Source organism: Burkholderia sp. BCC0398 (genome assembly GCF_902833245.1).
In the GTDB taxonomy this organism is placed as follows: Bacteria; Pseudomonadota; Gammaproteobacteria; order Burkholderiales; family Burkholderiaceae; genus Burkholderia; species Burkholderia sola.
The window spans coordinates 285290-302578 of sequence record NZ_CADFEM010000011.1; the positions used below are offsets into that span (position 1 = coordinate 285290).

Below are 17289 nucleotides of genomic sequence, written 5' to 3' on the forward strand. Positions count from 1 at the left end.
CCCGTCACCGCACGCATGCGGTGCGCGACACGCGATGAAACGCGCGGCTGAAGTAGATCAGGCTGTCACCGTCGTCGCGCACGCGGATCGACGTCGCCTCGATGAACATCACCGAATGCGAGCCGACTTCCTTCATCTCGGCGATCGTGCCCTGCAGGCTCGCGAGCGCATCGCGCAGCACCGGCACGTCCCGTTCGCCGCGATCCCACACGGGGAGAGCGAAGCGCTGTTCCATCGGCAGGTCGGTGAGCCCCGCGAAGTGTCGCGCGAGCAGCTCGTGCTCGGCCGGCAACACGTTGATGCAGACCTGACGGTTGCGCTCGAAGGTCGCATGCATCGCGCTCGACCGGTTCAGGCACACGAGCAGCGTCGGCGGCGCGTCGGTGACCGAGCACACGGCGCTCGCGGTGATCCCGCAACGGCCGTGCGGCCCCGCGGTGGTGATCACGTTGACGGCCGCGCCGAGATGGGCCATCGCCTGGCGGAAGGCCTTTTGCGCGTCGGTCGGTTCGACGCGCGCCGGTTGCGGGATATCGGTCGTGGCGGACATGGGCACTCCAGATTGGATGAAGGCGGCGATCGCGGGTGCTGTCGATGCAGCATCGCTCGGCCGACGATGACCCAAGCGTACGCCGCGAAAATGCGGCCGACCATTCGCACGAACGATGACGAAGATGGCGTTCGCGCCAACGCATCTAAAGGTTCTACCTAGATGCGCGGCACGCTGCGCGAAAAATGAGCGGTTGTGCGTTCACGCGGTACGTGAAGGGGTATTCAGCGGATTTTCGGCTCGCTATGATGTGCTGCATACCCCCGACGAACGACGCGGGCTTCACCCCTGCGTCGCGCGTGATACCGATACCGATATTTTGCGAGACACCCCGATGACGTCACCGGCACCGATCGTATACATCGTCGACGACGACGGCGGCATGCGGACGTCCCTCGCGTGGCTGCTCGAATCGGTCGGCATCGCGTCCGAAGGGTTCGCGAACGCGGCCGATTTTCTCGCGCGCTTCGACGTGAACCTGCCTGCGTGCCTCGTGCTCGACGTGCGGATGCCGGAGAAAAGCGGCTTCGACGTGCAGGCCGAACTGAATGCGCGCGGCGCGACGCTGCCGGTGATCTTCGTCAGCGGACACGGCGACATTCCGATGTCGGTGCGCGCACTGCAGAACGGTGCGATCGATTTCGTCGAGAAGCCGTACAACTCGCAGCAGATGCTCGAACGCGTGCAGCGCGCGCTGCGGCTCGCGCAGCAGCGGCATGCGGTGAGCCAGCGCCACCGCGAGCTGCGCCAGCGGCTCGACGCGCTGACCGCGCGCGAGAAGGAAGTGCTGCGCGGCGTCGTGGACGGCAAGGGCAGCAAGCAGATCGCGTCGGACCTGTCGATCAGCGTGAAGACCGTCGACGTGCATCGCGCGAGCATCAAGGAGAAGCTCGGCGCGACGTCGATCGCCGCGCTCGTGCGCGACGTGATGGTCGTGTGGGGCGACGATGGGGAGGCGTCTCGATAGCGGTCGGGGCTGTGCGCGGATCGGCTTGCGCATCCGGACCACGAGAAGCATGCAACGCACGCGACGCAGCCGACGCGCACGCACACCGCGCACACGCACCGCGCGCCCGATGCGTGCGTACCGTTCAGCGCATGTACAACCCGCCGTTGATGTCCCAGCATGCGCCGTTCGCGAAATGCGCGTCGCCCGACGCGAGCAGCACCGCGGCATCCGCGACGAAGCCGGCCGAGCCGAGCTTGCCACCCGGCAGGCTCGCGAGCACCTGACGCAGCTTTTCCGGCGCGACGCTTTCGTACACGATCGGCAGATCGAGCGGCCCCGGCGAGATCGCGTTGACGGTCACGCCCTGTGCAGCGAGATCGCGCGCGAACACCTTGGTCAGCGTCAGCGTACCGCCTTTCGCAGCCGCGTAATGGGCGCCCGTCGCCGAGCCGCCGTTCTGTCCGGCCAGCGACGCGATGTTGACGATGCGACCCGCGCCGCGCGTCGCGAAATACTGGCCGAACACCTGGCAGCCGAACAGCACGCTGCGCAGGTTCACGTCGATCACCTGGTCGAACTGCTCGGCCGTGATCTCCATCGCCGGCACGACCTTCGATGCGCCCGCATTGTTGACGAGCACGTCGATCGTGCCCCAGCGCGCGACGAGCGTATCGCGCGCGGCTTCGAAATCGCGTTTCGACGTGACGTCGAGCGGCAGCGCGATCGCGCGTTCGCCGCTCGGATCGAGCTCGCGTGCATGCGTGTGAATCGCGTTGGCGGCGATGTCGGCCAGCGCGACGCGATAGCCGGCCGCATGGAAGCGTTCGGCGATGACGGCGCCGAGCCCGCGCGCGGCGCCGGTGACGAGAGCGACTCGATCTGACATGGTGTGGGGTTCCGTGGTTCGCGGGCGCGCGACGGTGGCAGCGGCGCCCGTATCGTGGTTCATGCGGCGAGCGCCGCTTCGAAGTGTGCCGCGATTGCGCAGATCCGTTCGTCCGCGCCCTTGCGTCCGACGATCTGCAAGCCGGCCTTCAACGGCGAACCGGCGAGCGGCAGCGGCAGGCTGAGCGCCGGATGGCCGCTCAGGTTGAACGGGCGGATCAGCGACGACATCGCGATCACCGATACGCCGTCGCGGGCCTGCTGCAGCGTGATCGGCAGCGCGGGCAGCGTCGGCAGCACCAGCACGTCCGCGTGTTCGAGCGCGGCGTCGATCTGTGCGGTGAAGCGTGCGCGCACGGCTTCGGCTTCCTTCAATGCCGCAGGCGCGGTCGTTGCGGCCGCACGCAATCGCGCATCGAGGTCGGCGCCGAGCTTGCCGGTCGCGACCAGGTGACCGAACGCACGCGACGTTTCCGCGTTGATCACGGTGAGCCCCGCCGCGAACGCGGCCGGCATTGCATCGAGCACGATCGTATGCGAACGCAGGCCCGACGCGCGAACGGCCGCATCGAGCGCGGCGGCGATCGCCGGATCGGTTTCGACGGCGAGTTGGGCGACCGTGCAGCCTTCAACGGAAGCGGTCGCCTGCGCGCGATCGAAGTCCGGCGCGATCGCGGCCATCACCGCGACGAGCGTGCGGATCTCGCGCGCGAACGGCCCGACGCAATCGAGCGTGGTGTCCGCGGGCGCGACGCCGCGCCGCGACACGCGGCCGAACGTCGGCTTCAGCCCGGCCACGCCGCAGCACGCGGCCGGCCCGCGGATCGAGCCGCCGGTATCGGTGCCGAGCGCCGCGTCGACGGCGCCGAGGCCGACGAGCGACGCGGAGCCGCTCGACGAGCCGCCGGGAATGCGCGCGGCATCCTGCGGATTGACGGGCGTGCCGGTGTAGTCGTTGATGCCGGTCATGCCGAACGCGAGTTCGTGCATGTTCGCCTTGCCGGCGATCTGCCAGCCGGCGTCGAGCAGCAGGCGGACCACGTCCGCGTGTCGGACGGCCGGCGGCGCATCGGCGAGCGCGCGGCTTGCCGCGCGGGTCGGATAGCCCGCGATGTCGATCGTGTCCTTGATCGCGATCGTCGGGCCGGGGCCGCCGAGCGTGAAGGTGTCGATGAAGCCTGTCATGGTGCGATGGCGTGCGAATACGGTGGAAGGGTTCAGGACCGTGGCGCGGCGGCGAGCGGCCACGGGCCGTCGAGCACGCGTTCGGTGCGGAAATGGCGGATCAGCCAGGCGGCGCCGTCGGCGCACGGCGCGAAATCGATCGTGAGCCGCGCGGCGATCAGCTCGGCCGAATCGTCTGCGTAGCGCGACGCCTGGAGCATGATCCAGCGGCCGCGTGCGCTTGCATGGTCGACACCGATCTCGATCGACTCCGACGTCAGGAAGTGCAGGTTCGCCGAGAAATGCGGATCGGGCGGAAGATAGCGGCCGAGCATCGCGACGATCGCGGCCGGGCCTTCGAGACGGCCGAACTTCCGCGCGTACCGCGGGCCGATGCCTTCCCACACGGCGTCGGACGTGAACAGTTCCGCCAGCGACGGGCCTTCGCCCGCATCTTCGGGTACGTCGCACAGCGCCATGTAGCGCGTGATCGTCGCGCGCACCGCGCGCTCGGCGTCGAGCGCCGCGACGCGCTGTGCGAGCGCGTCGATCGCGGCCGGAGACAGATCGGTCATCGCGCGCCTCACGCCGCGGGCTTCGTGGCCGGCGGCACGGTCAGCGCGCGGCCGACGCGTGCCTCGATCTTGCCGTAGCGCCACAGGTTGTATTCGCCGACGGGCGTCGTGCGGTACAGGTTGCACACGGCGACCGTCGTGTCGAAATCGGCGACGTCGGCCATGATGTAGAAGGTCCACGGTGCGCCGTCGGCCTGGCCGACCACGAGGCGATCGTCGTCCATCACGCCGAGCACGCGCACGCCGGGCATCGCTTCGACGGCCGCGAGCATCGCACCGTACGCCTGCCACACCTCGCCGATTTTCTCGCGCGGCAGGTCGAAGAAATTCTGCGACACGCCGCAGCAGAACAGCACGCGCAGCGGCAGCGGATTCGAATCGGACATAATGGGTTCTCCAGAGGAATCGGTCGGGTGCATGAGCCGGCCGGCGACGGTGCGGCGGCTTCATGCGCGTTCATCGAAAGTTTCGGGCGATGCAGGTTACAGATAGCCGGGAAACGGCGTGACGCCGGTGAAGACCGCGCCCGCGCCGTCGAAGTTGCCTTCGGCGAGGAACGCGTGCTGCGTGACGACCATCGCATCGCGCAGCAGCCGCTGCAGCGGATGCGACCGGTAGATCGCGGCCGTGCCGCCGAGGCGGTACGCGCGTTCGACGACGCTCGCGCCTTCGCGCGCGATCTGCGTGGCCGCGAGCCGCAGCAGGCTGACCTGGTCGGGCGTCACCGGGTTGCCCGCGAGAATCGATTGCCACACCGAATCGGTCGCATCGTAGAAAAACGCGCGCGCCGAGCGCAGTTGCGCCTCGGCCTTCGCGAGCTCGATGCGGAAATACGCGCGATCGGCGAGACGCGGCGCGCCGGTCGTCGTCTGGCGGCCGCCCGACATCCGGTTCACGACGTCGAGCGCCGCGCGCGCGAGGCCGAGGTTGACGACGGCCAGCACCTGCGCCGCATACGCGACGGTCGGATAGCGGTACAGCGGCTCGTCGACGGTCGCTTCGCCGCCGCGCACGAAGGTCCACGCCTCCGGCACGAAGCGGTCGTTCACGCGCAGGTCGTGGCTGCCGGTGCCCTGCATGCCGACCACGCTCCAGTTCTCGACGATCTCGACATCCGCGGCGCGGAACACGGCGGTGCGCGGCTTGTTCGGCGCGGCGTCCTGCGCGCCCGGCACGGCGATGCCGACGCCGAGCCAGTCGGCGCCCTTGCAGCCGCTCGCGAATTTCCACGTGCCGTTCACGCGCCAGCCGCCCGGCGCGGCCTGCGCAGGCTGCACCGGGAACAGGCCGCCCGCGAACACCTGGTCGGGGCCGCTCGCGTACAGCTCGGCCTGCGTGTCGAGCGGCAGCGCGGCGAGATAGACGTTCGCGGAGCCAAAGCTTGCGACCCACGCGGCCGAGCCGTCGGCGGTCGCGATCCGTTCGATCATGTCGAGGAACGCGGTCGGCGCGAGCGCATCGCCGCCGAAGCGGCGCGGCGTGCCCGCGCGATAGATGCCGGCCTGCTTGAACAGCGCGATCACGTCGCGCGGTACGTGCGACAGCCGGTCGAATTCGTCGCGGCGCGCGGCGACGGTTTCGATCACCGCGTCGAGCGGCGACAACGGCGCGGCCGCGGGACGGGCCGCGGGCGGCGAGGTCGGCGCGGATTCGATGGCGAGGGCGGCTTGCGGCATGAAAGTCTCCTGGGGATGGGGCGATTCCGGCATTCGCATGTGCGTTTCATATGCAAACAGACCCTAGTCTAGAAACGCCGAAAACACGCAGCAATTGGTGCGTTGGGCCGCGCGACTGGTGACGCTCCGTGCCGGCCTAAAGAAATCTTCAGATGCGATCGGCGCGCGCCGGTGCTATGTTGGGTTTCCGGCCGCGCGATGCCGCGCGCCTTCCTCCGAATCCGATCATGAGTTTTCCCGACGAAGACGATTTCCACCGGCTGCTCGACGCGCTGACCACGTGCGTGCTGCTGCACGACGCGCGCACCCGGGCGATCGTGTGGGCGAATCGCGCCGCGTGCATCGCGCTCGGCTTTTCCGTCGAGGAATTGCTGCCGCTGAAGGCGCCGGACATGACGCGCCCCGAGCCGAAGTACCGGCGCGAGATCGCGGTGAGCGCGTGGGATCGTGCACTCGTCGACGGCCCGCAGGTGTACGAATGGTGCTATCGCTCGCGCACGGGGGTCGACATGCTGTCCGAGGCCACCGCGACCTACGTGCCGCTGCGCGGGCGCGACGTCGTGATGGTGCAGTTCCGCGACATCAGCGCGGAAGAGGCGGTCCGCCAGCAGTTGCGCCGCTACGAGGCGCGGCTGCGCGAGTTCATGCAGGATCTCGACGAAGGGATCGCGGTCGTGACGCCGCACGGCGGCGTGCAGTTCATCAGCGAGTCGGGCCGCCGCGTGCTGGGGCTCGCGCCCGACGAGCCGCTCGGCGAGGTGCTCGACTACTGCTCGGCGGCCGATCGCGACCGGCTCGTCGCGCAGTTGCGCGACGCGCCGTCCGCATGCCCGTCCGCGCCGCAGCGCTACCGGATCGTGCGGCGCGACGGCTCCGCCTGCTGGCTGCGCATCCTGTGCCGGCAGGTCGAGATCGAAGGCGATCTCGACGGGCTGCTCGTGCAGTTTCGCGACGTGAGCGACGAAGTCGCGATCGAGGACGCGCGGCGCGCCGAGGCGCGGATGCTCGAATACGCGGGCCGCTACAACGCGATGGGCGAGATGGCGACCGTGATCGCGCACGAACTGAGCCAGCCGCTCGCGGCCGTGCGCAATTTCATCGAAGGCGCGGTGCGGCGGCTGAACGGCAACGGCGCCGTCGACGACGCGATCTGGGGGCTGCGCAGCGCGGATCGGCAGGCCGAGCATGCGGCGCTGATCATCAAGAGCGTGCGCGAATTCATCGTGAAGCGCGAGCCGGTCGTCGCGCGCGCCGACCTGCGCGACATTCTCGCGGACGTCGCGTACTTCATCGAGCTGCGCGCGAAGGAGGCCGGCGTGACGGTCGCGATCGTGCAGGCCGACGCGCCGCTGCCGATCCGCTGCGAGCGCGTGCTGATCGGGCAGGTGATCCTGAATCTCGCGTTCAATGCGATCGAGGCGTTCGCCAGTTGCGAGCGCGCGCCGCGCACGCTGACGCTCGGCACCGCGAACGTGGCCGGCCATGCGGAGTTGCGTGCGATCGACAATGGCCCGGGCGTCGACGCCGGTGCGCACGACCGGCTGTTCGACGGCTTCTCGTCGTCGAAGGCGGGCGGCAACGGGATCGGGTTGTCGCTGTGCAAGAGCATCGTCACGCGCCACGGCGGGCGGATCGCCGCGAGCCCGGCCGCGGGCGGCGGGCTCGACTGCCGCGTGACGCTGCCGCTCGCCGACGGGTGAGCGCAACCGCGTCGGCGCGTGGCGGCGGGGCGGCGACGCGCGACGCATGGTCAGCGCCCCAGCGCCCGCGCGGTCTGGCCGCCAATGCCGAAGTCGGTGTTCGGAATGTCCTTGATGATCACGCGCGTCGCCTGCAGCGGCGCGTCGAGCACGTTCGCGCCCGCATCGGACAGCGCGGCGATCAGCGCGCGCTTCTGTGCGTCGGTGCGCCCGGCGATCAGGATCGCGACGATCACGGGCAGCGACGGCGGCGCGCCGTCCGCGGCGCTGCGGCCGCCGAGGCCGATATGCGTCGCGGGCAGTTCGGTGAGCAGTACGCGCACGGATTCGAGCGGTGCGCCGATCGCGTCGACGGTCGCGTGGCTGAGGCGCGCGATCAGCTCGGCCTTGCGCGCGTCGTCATGGCCGGCCGGCAGGAAAACTTCGAGTGTGGGCATGGTCGTCCGGAAAGGTGAAGGTGACTGGCTCACCGTTGCGCGAGCGACGGCGAAGCGGTCGCCGCTGAAAGGTGAAGGTGACCGGTTCACCTTTGCGCGGGCGACGGCGAACCGGCAGCCGTTCACAGGTGAAGGTGCCCGGCTCACCATTGCGCTGGCGACGGTGAACCGGTCGCGGCTTACAGCAGGAAGCCGATCGCGCTGAGCGCTTCGGTCGAGTCGATCAGGCGCACGACCTTCTCCGCAATCCGCATCTCGCCTTCGGCATCGACGTGCAGCTTGTGCGTGACGTCGGCCGCGAACAGCGTCGCGACGCCGCGCTTGTATGCGACCACCACCTGCGCCGATTTCAGCTCGACGGTATCGGCGCTGCCGCTTTCCAGCGTGAAGCGCGATACGGTGCGCACCGTGCGCGCCGCGTCGGTGGCCGACGCCGAATAGCCGGACACCATCCGCTGCACGCGCTTCTCGCGCATGTCCTGGTCGTCGAACACGTAGTTCAGCGTCGCCGCGAAATCGGTCGCGTCGGGATCGATCGGCACCACGTAGTGGCCGGTCGGATCCCACAGGTCGAGCCACGCGCGATAGTCGCGGCGGTCGAGCATCTCGGCTTCGCGCCACACGAATTCGACCGCGCGGGCGAAGGTCTGCTCGGAAAAGAGGGCGTTGCGGTCGTCCATCATTGCTGCTCCATCATGTTGCGCCATTGCCGGTAGGCTTCGCGCATGCCGGTCTCGTCGGTCGCATGCGCGGTCTTTTCGCCGTTCGCGGCGGTCGTCTCGCGGTTCAGCCCGCGGTTGACCAGGATCGGCACGTCGGGCCCCGCCTGCGCGCCGCGCTGCACGCGCTCCCACGCTTCCGCATCGTCGGGGCTACCGAAGCCGAACGGGCCCTGGAAGTGCTCGTGGATGCGCAGCCGCTCGCGGTTCGCTTCGTCGGGGCCGCCGTCCATCGCGAGCGCGACGTGGCGGATCTCGGTTTCGTTCGCGGAGATCGGCCGCAGCACGCGGAAGAAGGCCATCGACAGCGCGAGGTTCGGGAACAGGTTCAGGTTGAAGCCGACGCCCATCAGCGAGCGCACGATGCGGCGCACTTCGTCGGGCGAGTGACGTTCGGCGAGTTTCGCCGCGAGCGGCGCGAAGCGTTCGGCCAGCGGTGCGCCGTCGTCATCGTCGAGATCGATCAGCTCGGGCATCAGCACCGCGAGGCTGTGGCCGTTGCCGAGCGCGCGGCAGAACGCGTGCTCGCTCGTCATGAAGCTCGTGATCGCGGCGGCCGTCTCGTCGTCGATCGACTTCATCCACGACTTGTGCACGACCGGGAAGTGATAGAGGTCGGTCGTGTTCTCGAGCTGGATCTTCCAGTTGCCCTTGAACTTGAACTTGTGCTCGCCGTTCGCCTTGATCGGGTAGCCGGCGCCCTGTTTCACGAACAGGTCGATCCACGGCTTCGCGCCGCCGAGGAAATCCTCGAGCGGTTCGATGTCATCGTTGAAGCTCGCGAAGATCAGCCCCTGGTACACGCCGACGCGCAGCTTCACGAGCGGCAGGTCGCCTTTCTCGCACACGCCTTCGTAGCCGTCGCCGTACGGCAGCGCGCGCAGCGTGCCGTCGAGCGCGTACGACCAGCTGTGATACGGGCACGTGAAGCCCTTCGCGTTGCCCTTGTGCGATTCGCACACGGTCGCGCCGCGATGGCGGCAGCGGTTCTGCAGCACGTTCACCTCGCCGGTCTTGTCGCGCACGACGATTACCGGCTGGCGGCCGATCGTCGTCGTGATGAAGTCGCCCGGGTTCGGCAGTTCGCTGTCGTGCGCGACCCAGATCCAGGTGCGGTAGAAGATGCGCTCGAGCTCGGCTTCGAACAGCGCGGGATCGTGATACATCGCGGGCGCGATGCGGTCGGGCTGCGCGAGACCATGCAAAGCGCGGGTGTCGATCGTCTGGTAGGGAATGTCGCTCATCGTCGTCGTGGGGAAAGAGTCGCGAAAATCGGGCCGCGCTGGGCGCAGCGTCCGGAGACCAGTCTCGTCTTCTGCCGCATATCGGTCAAATTGATCTAAAATTGATAATCAAATAAATGTGGCAAATGATGGAGGTCACGATGACGTCGGTCGATCATCTCGATCTGAACCTGTTGCGCGTATTCCAGGCGATCGTCGAGGAACGCAGCCTGACGAAGGCCGGCGAGCGGCTCGCGCTGTCGCAGCCGGCCGTCAGCTATTCGCTCGGCCGGCTGCGCACGCTGTTCGACGATCCGCTGTTCGTGCGCACGCGCTCGGGCATGCAGCCGACGCCGGTCGCGCTGGAGCTCGCGGGCATCGTCGGCAAGGCGCTCGACATGGTGCGCGTCGCGCTGCGCTATGCGGAGCGCTTCGATCCGGCCACCAGCACGCGCACGTTCCGGGTGTCGCTGTCGGATGCGGGCGAGATGGCATACCTGCCGGCGATCTGCCAGGCGCTGCGCGAGCGCGCGCCGAGCGTGACGTTGAGCGTGCAGCCGCTGCCGGTGGAGGAGATCGAGGAGGCGCTGCGCGCGAGCCGGCTCGATTTCGCGATCGGCAACCTGCCTGAGCTGATGCCGCGCACGCGCCACCAGGTGCTGTTCGAGGAAACCTACGTGTGCATGACGGGGCGCCGGCGCGGGCTGCCGACGGCCGCCGCGCTGAGTCTCGAGCAGTTCGTGCGCGCCGCGCACGTCAACGTGAAATCGGTCGAGCACAGCCACCACGCGCTCGACGACGCGTTGCGCGCGCAGGGCGTGGGTCGCAACATCGCGCTGGAGGTGCCGCACTTCGTCGCGCTGCCGAGCGTGCTGTCGGTCACCGATCTGTATGCGACGCTGCCGAAGCGGCTCGCGCAGATCCTGAACCGCGACAACGCGTTCCGCCTGTATGCGCTGCCGGTCACGCTGCCGCCCGCGCCGGTGACGATGCATTGGCACGAGCACTTTCACGAGGACGAGGGCAATGCGTGGATGCGCGCGCTGCTCGCCGAGATCGTCGAGCGTTTCGACGAATGACGGTCGGGCGGCTCGTGCCCGACGCAACCGCGGTGGCGGAGTGTCCGTCGGCCGCGCATCTTTACATGAGTCGATCAGTAGATCGGCGCGGCAATACGGTGGCGCGTTCGGCGCATCAGAGATCGAGTACGAGCACCGCCGAGCGCGCGCGCGACACGCAGCAGCAGATCACCGTGTTGCTCGCGCGCTCGGCCTTGCTGAGGCAGTGATCGCGATGATCGGGTTCGCCGTCGATGACGGGCACCATGCAGGTGCCGCACACGCCTTCGCCGCATGAGGTATCGACCTCGATGCCGATCTTCGCGAGTGCGTCGACGATCGACGTATCGGGCGCGACGCGCACCGATTGGCCGCTGCGTTGCAGGCGCACTTCGAAGCCTTCCGCTGGAGCGGCATCCGCAGTGACCGTCGCGGAGGGTTCCGCCGCGAAGCGTTCGAGATGAATCGCGTCTTCCGGGATTCGCTTGGCCGCGGCTGCGACAACGGCATCCATGAACGGCCCGGGGCCGCACGTATAGACATGCGCTTCCAGATCAATCGACTCGATGCAGCGGCCGAGTTCGGCCGCGAGCGCATCGGGCTCGACACCGTAATGGAACGTCACGTGCGACGCGAACGGTTCGGCCGACAGTTCGTCGACGAACGCCGCATGGTCGCGGCTGCGCGCGAAATAGTGCAGTCGATAACGCGCGCCGCGCTGGTGCAGCGCATACGCCATCGACAGCAGCGGCGTGATGCCGATGCCGGCCGCGATCAGCACGTGCTCGCTCGCGTCATCGGTCAGACGAAACAGGTTGCGCGGCGTGCCGATCCACAATTCGGCGCCGACGCTCACGTCGTCGTGCAGCGAACGCGAGCCGCCGCGCGACTGCGCTTCCTTCTTCACCGCGAACAGATAGCTGCCGCGCTCGTCGGGGTTGCCGCACAGCGAATATTGCCGCGTGATGCCGGATGGCGCGGTGACGTCGATATGGGCGCCCGGTTCGTACGCGTCGAACGGCTGGCCGTCGACGCGCGAGACCCGGAAACAGCGGATGTCCTGCGCCGCGTCGATCAGTGTGTCGATCCGGACCTGGTGGCGGTTCGCTTGCATGGGAAATTCCGTGGGGTAGAGAAACGCGGCGCGGCGGAGCCCCGCGCCGTCATGCGATCGAGAATAGGGACGGGCATCGCATAAATCAAATCGATTAAAAATCGATGCCGGAATAAGCGGGATGGATGATGGTGGGCGTATGGATCGTCGCCGGTCAGCGGTGCGGCAATCGCGCGGCCGGTGCGCCGACCACGCGATCGGTGAACCGCGCGACCTCAGCGGGCGGCAATCGCGTTACCGCCGTCGACGGCAGCATCAGCCGAAGCCGATGCCGACGCGTGGCTGCGTTCGCGCTCGAGGCTGCGGCGATAGTGGCGGCAGCCGACGGCGAGCAGCAGCGCGGCGAGCGTCGCCGCCGCGACGTTGACGATCGACATCGAGTGCCCGACCGCGGCCGGCGCGCCGAACACGCGATCGGTAAACAGCGCGACGACGGTCGTGCCGATCCCGAGCGCGATCAGGTTCGACACGAGCAGGAACAGCGCGGAGATCTGCGCACGCATCTGGTTCGGCGCGAGCGTCTGCATCGCGGCGGTCGACGTCGGCATCGGGAACGACGCGAAGAACATCGCGACGACCAGCATCGCGAGCGACGCCGGCAGGCTGTCGAGCTGCGTGAACAGCGTCGCGGGAATCACCATGCAGGCGGCGCCGATCGCGCCGGCGCGCATCGGCGCATCGCCGCGGCCGCGCCGCAGCAGCCAGTCGTTGAGCCAGCCGCCGCAGAACACGCCGGCCGTGTTCGCGACCAGCAGCACGATGCCGAGCGTGTAGCCGGCTTCGACGGCCGTCATTCCGAAGCGGCGGATATAGAACGCGGGCGTCCAGCTCAGCAGGCAATACAGCGTCATCGCGTAGAACGAGAAGCCGAGATAGTGGCACGAGAAGGTCGCGCTGTGCATGCCGACGAAGCGCAGCGAATCGCGCATCGACACGCGCCGCACGGCGCCCGAGCGATCCTGCGCGAGCCCCTTGCGCTGCGGGTCGCGCACGGTCGCGGCGAACAGCAGCGCGACGAGGATGCCCGGCAGCCCGACGATCAGGAACGTGACCTGCCACGCATGCACCTGCCCGACCACCGGCAGCGTGAATGCGCTCGCATGCTTGAGCAGCGCGATCACGTAGCCGCCGATCAGGAACGCGATGCCGCCGCCGATGAACGAGCCGAGCGAATACACGGCGATCGCGCGGCCGAGCTTCTCCTTCGGGAAGTAGTCGGCGAGCATCGAATACGCGCCGGGGGACAGCGCGGCCTCGCCGACGCCGACGCCCATCCGCGCAACGAACATCTGCACGAAGTGCTGGCTGAGCCCGCACGCGGCGGTCGCGATGCTCCACAGCGCGATGCCGAGCGAGATGATGCGCGGGCGCGCATAGCGGTCGGCGAGATACGCGACGGGCAGCCCCATCACCGCATAGAACAGCGAAAACGCGAAGCCGTTGAGCAGGCTGAACTGCGTATCGGACAGGTGCAGGTCGCGCTTGATCGGTTCGATCATCAGCACGAGGACCTGGCGGTCGACGAACGAAAAGACGTACGCGAGCATGCAGATGACGACGACATACCATTCGTACGTATAGCGCTTGCCGTCGGCAGCGCGGGCCGTGGATGCGGACATGCGGGTTCTCCAGGAGCGGGCGGTGGAAAAGCGCGGCATCGGCCTCGCGGGCCGGGCGCCGTCGCGGCGCGAAAGCGTGCGGATGACACGATCGGTGACGCAGCGTAGTCGGCCAAATTCGGCCGCCATAGCCGGAGTGACAGCCGCGCCACACGGATATTTACCGACCCGGATAAAGAAAACACCGAGGCCGTGCGCGCGGGCCGCCGCGCAGCGCGCGCGCGGCGGGGCCCGTGCGCGTCATGCGGCGCGTCTATAAGCGTTATAGAGCGCATTGCGTCGACGTCCGAAATTGTCGTTCCTAGACTCGGGCCGGTTTTGATCGGCAGCGTTCGCATCCGAAAGCGAACGCGCTTCACATCAAGCGGCGCGATGCCGACAGGCGCCGCAACTTCTACGGGACGACGCAGATGAACCATTCGAACGGGCGAGCCTTCCGGCTTGCCGTACCGCTCGCCGCGCTGCTCGCGTGCAACGCGCTGCCTGCCGTCGCGCAATCGAGCGTGACGCTCTACGGCCGCATCGACACCGCGATCGAATACGCGAACGCCGGGCCGAACCACGTGACGCGCATGGGCAGCGGCAACCTGTGGGCGTCGCAGTGGGGGCTGAAGGGCGTCGAGGATCTCGGCGGCGGCTACGCGACGATCTTCAAGCTCGAGGACGGCTTCAACGCGGCGAGCGGCGCATTGTCGAACAGCAGCGCGCTGTTCGGCCGCGAAGCGTGGGTCGGCATCACGGGGCCGTTCGGCGGCGTGCAGTTCGGCGAGCTCTACACGATCCTGCATACGACGCTCGTCACGTACAGCCTGCCCGGCCTCGGCGCAGGGCTCGCATGGGGCAACGCGACCAACAACTTCGTCGGGCCCGCGTTCCTGCGCGTGCGCAACTCGATGCGCTACACGTCGCCGCGCTACGCGGGCTTCCTGTTGCGCGCGATGGCCGCGCGCGGCGCCAACGGCGCGGCCGGGCAGCCGGCGACGCTCGGCGATACGTATGGCGCCGGCATCAACTACGTGCGCGGCGGATTGTCGGTCGACGTCGACACCATGCAGCAGAAGTTCAGCCCGGTCGCCGCATCGACGCTCGGTGCCGCGAGCACGGCCGCGAACGGCAACTACACGCTCGGCGCGATTTCGTACGACTTCAGCGTCGTGAAGGTGGCCGCGCTGTACCTGCGCCATCGCGGCGGTCCCGACGTCGCGACCGCGATCGACAGCCAGAGCGCGTATCCGCACAGCGACATCATGGAGCTCAGCGCGACGGTGCCGATCGGGCGCGCGTCGCTGCTGCTGAGTGTCGGCCATTACCGGAAGGTCGCCGACAGCGACGGCAACGCCGATTCGTACGGCATCCGCTTCGACTATCCGCTGTCGAAGCGCACGGTGCTGTACACGGGCGCCGCGATGGTGCGCAACGGCGCGCATGCGCGCTTCGTCGTCAACGGCGCGGCGGGCGGCGGCGTCGCGGTCGCGAAGCCGGGCGCGACCGCGAGTTCGCTCGTCGCGGGCATCCTCACGTCGTTCTGAGCGTGCCGGCGGGCCCGTGCCCATGCTCGCTCGAGCCGCTACGCGCAAGCAGGCGGCTGCGGCGCGAGCCATGCATCGAACGGCGCCTGCTCGCCGATATTGAACAGCTCGAGCAGCAGCGCACGCAGCCAGCGATGGCCGGGGTCCGCATCGAAGCGCCGATGCCAGTACGCGTTGACGGCCCATTCGCCGGCGCCGGCGATCTCGTACAGCACGCACGGCTGGCGCGCCGCGAACGTGATCGCGATCGTCTCCGGCAGGATCAGCGCGTAATCGCCGTCCTGCAGCAACGCGGGCACCACCATGAAATCGGGCAGCGCGGCGCGCACGCGCGGCATCAGTTCGTGCCGTTCGAGCAGTTGCATCGACTGCGGATGCGACGTGACCGCGACGAAGCGCAGCGCGTCGGGCGCCGTGCTGTCGAGCACGAAATCGTCAGGCAGACCGACGCGTTGGGCGGTGCGGCGCGGCATCAGCAGCACGCAGCGCTCGTGCAGCAGCGCGGTGCGCTGGAAGTGGCTCGACGCATCGGCGAAATGCCCGAGCGCGAAGTCGATGCGCCCGGATTCGAGCGCGACGTTGAGCTGGCACTCGTCGACGTGCAGCGTCTCGATTACCGCGCCCGGCGCACGCCGGTCGAATGCGGCGAGCAGTGTCGGCAGGAACGCGCTCGCCGCGAAATCGCTCATGTGCAGACGAAACACGCGCTGCGTGCTGTCGGGCGTGAAGCGCGAGCCTTCGTCGAGCACGTGCTGCAGGATCGCGAGCGCCTTGTCGACCGAGATCGCGAGCCGTTGCGCGCGCGGGGTCGGCTCGACGCCGGTGCCGGTGCGCACGAACAGCGCGTCGCGAAACATCAGCCGCAGCCGGCCGAGCGCATAGCTGACGGACGGCTGCGTGACGCCGAGCCGCAGCGCCGCGCGGCCGACGTGCCGCTCTTCATACACCGCGCGAAACGTCTTCAACAGGTTGAGATCGAGATCCTGCACACGCAGGCCGTCGGCGGCGTCGCTGTCGTGCGGCGCGGGTTCGGGGCGGGCCGTCGGCCGACCGGGGGCGGAGTGCGTCATCGAGCTTGCCTCGCGGTGACGGAAGGCGCGTGGCCGTAACGCTGCGCATACGCCTTCGCGAAATGGCCGAAGCCATGGATGCCGTGCGCGAGCAGCACGTCGGTCACGCTGCGCGCGTCGCCGCGTTGCAGCGCCGCGTGCACGGCGACGAGCCGGCGCTCGCGCACGTACGCGGCCGGCGTGGTGTGCAGGAACGCGCGGAATGCATGCTGCAGCGTGCGCGGCGCGACGCCCGCGACGGCCGCCAGCGCGGCGAGCGCGAGCGGTTCGTCGAGGTGCGCATCGACGTGAGCGCACGCACGCCGCACATGGGCCGGCAGCGGCGGCGTGCCGCGCAGCAGCGTGTCGCTGTACGAATGCGGCAGGTGCGTGAGCAGCAGTGACATCAGCCACGCGGTGAGGTCGGTGCCGAACATCGGCGACGCGGTGCCGATGCCCGGCTGCGCGCCGATCCGGCACAGGTACTCGAAGGTCGGCAGCACGAGCGCGGCGCCCGTGCCGGCGCCGCCGGCCGCCACGTCGAATTGCAGCGGCCGCGCGAGCGGCGCGCGAAGCATGTCCTGCAGCTTGCGTTCGAGCGCGCCGCGTTCGAGCCGCAGCACGAGATTGCGGCAATCGGGGCTCGTGCGCAGGCGGCTCGCGAGCGCGGGCGACGACACGGTCAGCGCGCCGGGGCCGGCGTACGCGACGACGCTGCCGGCCTGCAGCTCGCACGCACCGGCGAGCGTCAGCCGGAACAGGAAGTGATCGGCGTCTTCGCCGAACTCGATGCGCGTTTCGCGTCCGTAGCTGAGTTCGAGCAGCGCGCCGTGATGCAGTGGCACCTCGTACAGCTCCGCGCGAAACGGATCGCGGCCGGACGCGGCCATCCGGTGCGGTCCGAGCCGATGCGCGACCGCGCGTTCGACTTCGTCGGGGGCGTGCAGCGTGCCGAGCCGGTTCGGTGCATGGCGGGAAAGGGCGATGTCCATTGATAGACCTCGTAGCGGATGCAGGGGCGCGTCGGCTTGCGCAGCGTCGC

General features: G+C 68.9%; 17 protein-coding genes. 4 read left to right on the forward strand and 13 right to left on the reverse strand.

Going from position 1 to position 17289, the window contains the following annotated elements:
* Positions 1 to 4 precede the first annotated feature (4 nt).
* The gene (gene hpaC / locus HWX76_RS24490) at positions 5 to 550 is read right to left on the reverse strand and encodes a 4-hydroxyphenylacetate 3-monooxygenase, reductase component (protein WP_089489033.1); all 546 of its coding nucleotides are present in this window, start codon (positions 548 to 550) and stop codon (positions 5 to 7) included.
* 334 nt (positions 551 to 884) lie between these two features.
* Here hpaC and HWX76_RS24495 point away from each other — a divergent pair, with 334 nt between their 5' ends.
* Positions 885 to 1517, forward strand: a complete 633-nt coding sequence (locus HWX76_RS24495; protein ID WP_050014407.1) for a response regulator — start codon at positions 885 to 887, stop codon at positions 1515 to 1517.
* A gap of 124 nt (positions 1518 to 1641) precedes the next feature.
* Here the strand turns inward: HWX76_RS24495 and HWX76_RS24500 are convergent, their stop codons facing one another.
* The 5 genes from HWX76_RS24500 to HWX76_RS24520 form a co-directional block, all read right to left on the reverse strand.
* Positions 1642 to 2385 carry an SDR family oxidoreductase gene (locus HWX76_RS24500; RefSeq protein ID WP_176016479.1) on the reverse strand — a complete coding sequence of 248 codons (744 nt, stop codon included), beginning with the start codon at positions 2383 to 2385 and terminating at the stop codon, positions 1642 to 1644.
* A 59-nt stretch (positions 2386 to 2444) separates the two neighbouring features.
* A complete protein-coding gene (locus HWX76_RS24505; RefSeq protein WP_176016480.1) occupies positions 2445 to 3569 on the reverse strand; it encodes an amidase in 1125 nt (374 codons plus the stop codon).
* A 32-nt stretch (positions 3570 to 3601) separates the two neighbouring features.
* Positions 3602 to 4123 carry a nuclear transport factor 2 family protein gene (locus tag HWX76_RS24510; protein WP_050014412.1) on the reverse strand — a complete coding sequence of 174 codons (522 nt, stop codon included), beginning with the start codon at positions 4121 to 4123 and terminating at the stop codon, positions 3602 to 3604.
* Positions 4124 to 4131: 8 nt separating this feature from the next.
* Positions 4132 to 4509, reverse strand: a complete 378-nt coding sequence (locus HWX76_RS24515) for a hypothetical protein (protein WP_050014413.1) — start codon at positions 4507 to 4509, stop codon at positions 4132 to 4134.
* A 96-nt stretch (positions 4510 to 4605) separates the two neighbouring features.
* Positions 4606 to 5799 carry an acyl-CoA dehydrogenase family protein gene (locus HWX76_RS24520; RefSeq protein ID WP_089489036.1) on the reverse strand — a complete coding sequence of 398 codons (1194 nt, stop codon included), beginning with the start codon at positions 5797 to 5799 and terminating at the stop codon, positions 4606 to 4608.
* A gap of 152 nt (positions 5800 to 5951) precedes the next feature.
* Between HWX76_RS24520 and HWX76_RS24525 the strand changes: the two genes are divergently transcribed.
* Complete coding sequence (locus tag HWX76_RS24525) at positions 5952 to 7499, forward strand: ATP-binding protein (RefSeq protein WP_050014416.1); 1548 nt, start codon at positions 5952 to 5954, stop codon at positions 7497 to 7499.
* Between the two features lie 50 nt (positions 7500 to 7549).
* Here the strand turns inward: HWX76_RS24525 and HWX76_RS24530 are convergent, their stop codons facing one another.
* The 3 genes from HWX76_RS24530 to HWX76_RS24540 all read right to left on the reverse strand — a co-directional run bounded on the left by HWX76_RS24530 (position 7550) and on the right by HWX76_RS24540 (position 9899).
* Positions 7550 to 7936: a tautomerase family protein gene (locus tag HWX76_RS24530; RefSeq protein ID WP_050014418.1), complete on the reverse strand. Its 387-nt coding sequence runs from the start codon at positions 7934 to 7936 to the stop codon at positions 7550 to 7552.
* A 179-nt stretch (positions 7937 to 8115) separates the two neighbouring features.
* Positions 8116 to 8619, reverse strand: a complete 504-nt coding sequence (locus tag HWX76_RS24535; RefSeq protein WP_089489037.1) for an aromatic-ring-hydroxylating dioxygenase subunit beta — start codon at positions 8617 to 8619, stop codon at positions 8116 to 8118.
* Complete coding sequence (locus HWX76_RS24540; RefSeq protein WP_089489038.1) at positions 8616 to 9899, reverse strand: aromatic ring-hydroxylating dioxygenase subunit alpha; 1284 nt, start codon at positions 9897 to 9899, stop codon at positions 8616 to 8618. The genes HWX76_RS24535 and HWX76_RS24540 overlap by 4 nt, the downstream gene beginning before the upstream one ends.
* Positions 9900 to 10039: 140 nt before the next feature.
* Between HWX76_RS24540 and HWX76_RS24545 the strand changes: the two genes are divergently transcribed.
* Complete coding sequence (locus HWX76_RS24545; RefSeq protein ID WP_089489707.1) at positions 10040 to 10957, forward strand: LysR family transcriptional regulator; 918 nt, start codon at positions 10040 to 10042, stop codon at positions 10955 to 10957.
* Between the two features lie 115 nt (positions 10958 to 11072).
* Here HWX76_RS24545 and HWX76_RS24550 read toward each other — a convergent pair whose 3' ends face one another.
* Both HWX76_RS24550 and HWX76_RS24555 read right to left on the reverse strand, forming a co-directional pair.
* A complete protein-coding gene (locus tag HWX76_RS24550) occupies positions 11073 to 12050 on the reverse strand; it encodes a PDR/VanB family oxidoreductase (protein ID WP_050014422.1) in 978 nt (325 codons plus the stop codon).
* Positions 12051 to 12265: 215 nt separating this feature from the next.
* Positions 12266 to 13669: an MFS transporter gene (locus HWX76_RS24555; protein ID WP_089489040.1), complete on the reverse strand. Its 1404-nt coding sequence runs from the start codon at positions 13667 to 13669 to the stop codon at positions 12266 to 12268.
* Positions 13670 to 14079: 410 nt separating this feature from the next.
* Between HWX76_RS24555 and HWX76_RS24560 the strand changes: the two genes are divergently transcribed.
* Positions 14080 to 15198 carry a porin gene (locus HWX76_RS24560; protein ID WP_176016481.1) on the forward strand — a complete coding sequence of 373 codons (1119 nt, stop codon included), beginning with the start codon at positions 14080 to 14082 and terminating at the stop codon, positions 15196 to 15198.
* A gap of 38 nt (positions 15199 to 15236) precedes the next feature.
* Here the strand turns inward: HWX76_RS24560 and HWX76_RS24565 are convergent, their stop codons facing one another.
* Both HWX76_RS24565 and HWX76_RS24570 read right to left on the reverse strand, forming a co-directional pair.
* Positions 15237 to 16268, reverse strand: a complete 1032-nt coding sequence (locus HWX76_RS24565) for a LysR family transcriptional regulator (RefSeq protein ID WP_176016482.1) — start codon at positions 16266 to 16268, stop codon at positions 15237 to 15239.
* The gene (locus tag HWX76_RS24570; RefSeq protein ID WP_176016483.1) at positions 16265 to 17239 is read right to left on the reverse strand and encodes an AraC family transcriptional regulator; all 975 of its coding nucleotides are present in this window, start codon (positions 17237 to 17239) and stop codon (positions 16265 to 16267) included. The genes HWX76_RS24565 and HWX76_RS24570 overlap by 4 nt, the downstream gene beginning before the upstream one ends.
* Positions 17240 to 17289 lie beyond the last annotated feature (50 nt).

What these genes read in the sequence shown, in the direction of transcription:
- HWX76_RS24500 (WP_176016479.1), bottom strand. Translation starts at nt 2,385, where the DNA reads ATGTCAGATCGAGTCGCTCTCGTCACCGGCGCCGCGCGCGGGCTCGGC.
- HWX76_RS24545 (WP_089489707.1), top strand. Translation starts at nt 10,040, where the DNA reads ATGACGTCGGTCGATCATCTCGATCTGAACCTGTTGCGCGTATTCCAG.
- hpaC (WP_089489033.1), bottom strand. Translation starts at nt 550, where the DNA reads ATGTCCGCCACGACCGATATCCCGCAACCGGCGCGCGTCGAACCGACC.
- HWX76_RS24540 (WP_089489038.1), bottom strand. Translation starts at nt 9,899, where the DNA reads ATGAGCGACATTCCCTACCAGACGATCGACACCCGCGCTTTGCATGGT.
- HWX76_RS24565 (WP_176016482.1), bottom strand. Translation starts at nt 16,268, where the DNA reads ATGACGCACTCCGCCCCCGGTCGGCCGACGGCCCGCCCCGAACCCGCG.
- HWX76_RS24525 (WP_050014416.1), top strand. Translation starts at nt 5,952, where the DNA reads ATGCGATCGGCGCGCGCCGGTGCTATGTTGGGTTTCCGGCCGCGCGAT.
- HWX76_RS24515 (WP_050014413.1), bottom strand. Translation starts at nt 4,509, where the DNA reads ATGTCCGATTCGAATCCGCTGCCGCTGCGCGTGCTGTTCTGCTGCGGC.
- HWX76_RS24510 (WP_050014412.1), bottom strand. Translation starts at nt 4,123, where the DNA reads ATGACCGATCTGTCTCCGGCCGCGATCGACGCGCTCGCACAGCGCGTC.
- HWX76_RS24560 (WP_176016481.1), top strand. Translation starts at nt 14,080, where the DNA reads ATGAACCATTCGAACGGGCGAGCCTTCCGGCTTGCCGTACCGCTCGCC.
- HWX76_RS24495 (WP_050014407.1), top strand. Translation starts at nt 885, where the DNA reads ATGACGTCACCGGCACCGATCGTATACATCGTCGACGACGACGGCGGC.
- HWX76_RS24570 (WP_176016483.1), bottom strand. Translation starts at nt 17,239, where the DNA reads ATGGACATCGCCCTTTCCCGCCATGCACCGAACCGGCTCGGCACGCTG.
- HWX76_RS24520 (WP_089489036.1), bottom strand. Translation starts at nt 5,799, where the DNA reads ATGCCGCAAGCCGCCCTCGCCATCGAATCCGCGCCGACCTCGCCGCCC.
- HWX76_RS24555 (WP_089489040.1), bottom strand. Translation starts at nt 13,669, where the DNA reads ATGTCCGCATCCACGGCCCGCGCTGCCGACGGCAAGCGCTATACGTAC.
- HWX76_RS24550 (WP_050014422.1), bottom strand. Translation starts at nt 12,050, where the DNA reads ATGCAAGCGAACCGCCACCAGGTCCGGATCGACACACTGATCGACGCG.
- HWX76_RS24535 (WP_089489037.1), bottom strand. Translation starts at nt 8,619, where the DNA reads ATGATGGACGACCGCAACGCCCTCTTTTCCGAGCAGACCTTCGCCCGC.
- HWX76_RS24505 (WP_176016480.1), bottom strand. Translation starts at nt 3,569, where the DNA reads ATGACAGGCTTCATCGACACCTTCACGCTCGGCGGCCCCGGCCCGACG.
- HWX76_RS24530 (WP_050014418.1), bottom strand. Translation starts at nt 7,936, where the DNA reads ATGCCCACACTCGAAGTTTTCCTGCCGGCCGGCCATGACGACGCGCGC.